We start from the raw sequence: 3,034 nt of genomic DNA, 5'->3' as shown, positions 1-3,034 counted from the left end.
CTTTTTTGATTGTCTGCAATGAAATTACATAAAATAATCTRTGAGGTGATCTTATGTCAGACGTACTATTTACATCTAAAGCAACAGCGGTAGGAGGCCGAGATGGTCGAGTTAAATCAGATGATGGTATTATTGATTTAACCCTTGTAAATCCTTCTCCAAATAACAAAGAAGAAGGAACAAATCCCGAGCAGCTGTTTGCAGCAGGATATTCTGCTTGTTTTGACGGTGCTTTAAATTTAATCGCTAAGAAACAAAAAAAAGACATTGATTCTTCTATTACTGCAGAGGTAAGTCTACTAAAAGACCACACTGACGATGGCTTTAAAATTGGAGTGGTGTTAAACGCTCATATTAAAGGCGTTTCACAAGAAGTAGCTGAGAAGCTAGTAGAAGATGCACATCAATTCTGCCCGTATTCTAAAGCAACGCGTGGGAATGTTAACGTAACGTTAAATACAACGGCTGAGTAAATAAAAAGCGCCTGGATTTTTCTTAAATCCAGGCGCTTTTTATGTGCAATTTTATATGGTCTATTTTTGATTGTACGTATGCAGTGATTGCAATAACTCCTGCAGCGTTTCTTTCAGCTTTTCTAATTCTCCTTGCGACTTATTCGTCATACTAAAAACTTCTTCTGGAATATGACAAGCTTTATCACGTAATTTTTTTCCTTTTTCGGTTAAACTAATAAAAACAACGCGTTCATCTTCATGAGAACGCTGACGAATCACTAATTCTTGATCCTGCATTCTTTTTAGCATAGGAGTAAGGGTGCCTGAATCCAAATACAGAAGTTCGCCCATTTTTTTTACGCTGAGTGTTTCATGTTCCCATAAAACAAGAAGGGCTAAATACTGCGGATAGGTTACTCCTAATTTATCGAGCAGCGGCTTGTACACCTTTGTAATTTCTCGAGACGTGGCGTAAATTGAGAAACAAAGCTGGTTTTCTAGCTGCAGCTGCTTATAAAGTTGTTCCATTCATGTGGCCTCCAGTCTATTGCTTTTTATTTAATTATACACAATTAAATAGTGGTGTCCAATAACGTCGGATGAAAAAGTAATCAAGCTGTAAATAAAAAATGGGAATTTTACATATACTAAGAAAAAAAGGGAGCTGTGCACATGTATTTTGCAAAAAAAGCCGTAGAAGAAGAAGTAGATCAAATGATGGATACGACTGTATACGCGTGTCAATCTGAATCATGTAATGGGTGGATGAGAGAAGATTTTGTTACGGTTGATTATAACTGTCCGATGTGCGGAACGGAAATGTCGCAGGAAGTACGCGAGCTGCCGAAAATTAAGTACGATCACCAATTTTATAATAAATAAAAAAAGAAGCAACTGCTTCTTTTTTTATTTTTCACTAAAATTTCATTAAGCTGCGCTAGACTAAAAACCAACATACGATGAAGGTGAGGAATATCAGAATGAATCAAGGGAACTTTTTGAAAGGTTTATTTTGGGGAACCTTATTTAGTATTCCTATCTGGATTTCATTGTTTGGCTGGTTCCGCATTTTATCACATCTTGCATAGTTTTGTTTTATAAACCGTCATACGCACTCTTATCTTTCTATTTCCGCTATAATAAAGGTGATAGAAAAAATAAGGAGCTGTTCTCATGATTCAATATAAAACGGAGCAAATGACGGTTTTTGAAAGCGCGCTGTTTCAAACAACATCTGCAGTCATTGAAACAAAAGACTGTGTCATTGTTGTTGATCCAACGTGGCTTCCTCACGAAATTAATGAAATTAAACAGCATGTTCAAGGGATCTTAAACCACCGCAAACTGTATGTGTTTTTTACTCACGGAGATTTTGATCACGTCATTGGGTATGGGGCTTTCTTAGAATTAAATGCCACCTTTATCGGCAGCAAATTTTTAGAACAACACCCGGACAAAGAAGAAAAAGTTCAAATGATTCAGCAGTTTGATCATGACTATTATATAAAAAGATCCCATGATATTATATTCCCAGAATTAGATATTGTTGTAACCGAAAATGAACAGCATATTACTTTAGGTGAAACATCCATTACCTGTTATTTTGCAAAAGGTCATACAACCGATGGCCTATTTATGATTGTCGATGATTCGATATGGATTGCAGGGGATTATTTATCGGATTTTGAATATCCGTACATATATGAAAGTGTAAATGATTACCGCGACACGCTTGCTATTGCGCGACACATTTTAGCTAAGCACCAAAATCTAACGCTAGTTCCCGGGCACGGGAAAACGACACATCACCGAGCTGAAATTCAAAGACGAGTGGAGATGGCCAGCTCTTATTTAGATGAACTGCAAGCGGCAGTGAAAGAAAACAGTAAAGAAGCGCTCGATAAGCTAAATGATAAACTGGCGTTTCCCTCTGATTTCACCGCACAATGTCATCAAAAAAACGTTGAAATTATGAAAAGAGAACTCCTATCATAGAAACCAACTGTATAGTCATACCGTTAATACTAAAAGTAAGAAACCACATTTTCTATTTCTAGGTAATGGAAAATGTGGTTTTCCTTTGTTCCTTTRTTTGTCAATTAAATGAAACTTTTTCCTTTTCTAATCGTTTATATAAATAAGAAATTATTTTATGTATAAAGGAGTATGACAATGGGGAAAAACGGTTGTGTAAAATGTGGACATACAGAAGCAAAAACAAAAGAAATTGCTACAACGGGAACGGGGCTGTCTAGATACTTAGACGTTCAGCACAATCACTTTATAGTGGTATATTGCACGAGCTGCGGGTATTCAGAGCTATATAATAAATCATCTTCAAGAGGCAGCAATATTATTGACTTATTTTTTGGAGGATGAAAATGAGTATCGATCTTATTGAAATTCACAAAGACCGGCGCGCTTCCTATTTGAATCTGCTATTAATAGGGGATGAAGACGAAAAAGTGGTGAAGTCGTATATAAATGAAGGTTCCTTATTTACCATTGTGTATGAAAAGAAGGAGATAGGAGTTGTGCAGTGCCTCATCGATGAAGAGGAACGGGCAGTAGAAGTAAAG

5 protein-coding genes and 1 pseudogene are annotated in these 3,034 nt (G+C 36.5%); 5 read left to right on the top strand and 1 reads right to left on the bottom strand.

Features of this window, described 5'->3' with window-relative positions; all coding sequences use genetic code 11:
• Positions 1 to 53 precede the first annotated feature (53 nt).
• On the top strand, positions 54 to 473 hold the full coding sequence (locus AC1DRF_RS21370) for an organic hydroperoxide resistance protein (RefSeq protein WP_013056975.1): 420 nt from the start codon (positions 54 to 56) through the stop codon (positions 471 to 473).
• A gap of 60 nt (positions 474 to 533) precedes the next feature.
• On the opposite strand, the gene AC1DRF_RS21365 is transcribed toward AC1DRF_RS21370, so the two are convergent.
• The gene (locus AC1DRF_RS21365; RefSeq protein WP_013083086.1) at positions 534 to 983 is read right to left on the bottom strand and encodes a MarR family winged helix-turn-helix transcriptional regulator; all 450 of its coding nucleotides are present in this window, start codon (positions 981 to 983) and stop codon (positions 534 to 536) included.
• 144 nt (positions 984 to 1,127) lie between these two features.
• On the opposite strand from AC1DRF_RS21365, the gene AC1DRF_RS21360 reads away from it, so the two are divergent.
• The 4 genes and pseudogenes from AC1DRF_RS21360 to AC1DRF_RS21345 form a co-directional block, all read left to right on the top strand.
• On the top strand, positions 1,128 to 1,337 hold the full coding sequence (locus AC1DRF_RS21360; protein ID WP_013056977.1) for a cold-shock protein: 210 nt from the start codon (positions 1,128 to 1,130) through the stop codon (positions 1,335 to 1,337).
• 291 nt (positions 1,338 to 1,628) lie between these two features.
• A complete protein-coding gene (locus AC1DRF_RS21355; protein ID WP_427076151.1) occupies positions 1,629 to 2,450 on the top strand; it encodes an MBL fold metallo-hydrolase in 822 nt (273 codons plus the stop codon).
• 177 nt (positions 2,451 to 2,627) lie between these two features.
• Positions 2,628 to 2,834 (top strand): zinc ribbon domain-containing protein, encoded by a 207-nt coding sequence (locus AC1DRF_RS21350; RefSeq protein ID WP_427076150.1) that lies wholly within the window; start codon positions 2,628 to 2,630, stop codon positions 2,832 to 2,834.
• 2 nt (positions 2,835 to 2,836) lie between these two features.
• Positions 2,837 to 3,034 (top strand): annotated as a pseudogene (locus tag AC1DRF_RS21345) (GNAT family N-acetyltransferase); the annotation flags it as partial.

The sequence above is a fragment of the Priestia sp. P5_B4 genome, from assembly GCF_056400385.1.
The sequence above is the reverse complement of the archived record's forward strand: the minus strand, read 5'-3'. Positions and strand labels throughout refer to the sequence as shown.

Bases quoted from the DNA above. Each gene is read 5' to 3' on its own strand.
- AC1DRF_RS21350 (WP_427076150.1), top strand. From the start codon at position 2,628: ATGGGGAAAAACGGTTGTGTAAAATGTGGACATACAGAAGCAAAAACA.
- AC1DRF_RS21360 (WP_013056977.1), top strand. From the start codon at position 1,128: ATGTATTTTGCAAAAAAAGCCGTAGAAGAAGAAGTAGATCAAATGATG.
- AC1DRF_RS21355 (WP_427076151.1), top strand. From the start codon at position 1,629: ATGATTCAATATAAAACGGAGCAAATGACGGTTTTTGAAAGCGCGCTG.
- AC1DRF_RS21370 (WP_013056975.1), top strand. From the start codon at position 54: ATGTCAGACGTACTATTTACATCTAAAGCAACAGCGGTAGGAGGCCGA.
- AC1DRF_RS21365 (WP_013083086.1), bottom strand. From the start codon at position 983: ATGGAACAACTTTATAAGCAGCTGCAGCTAGAAAACCAGCTTTGTTTC.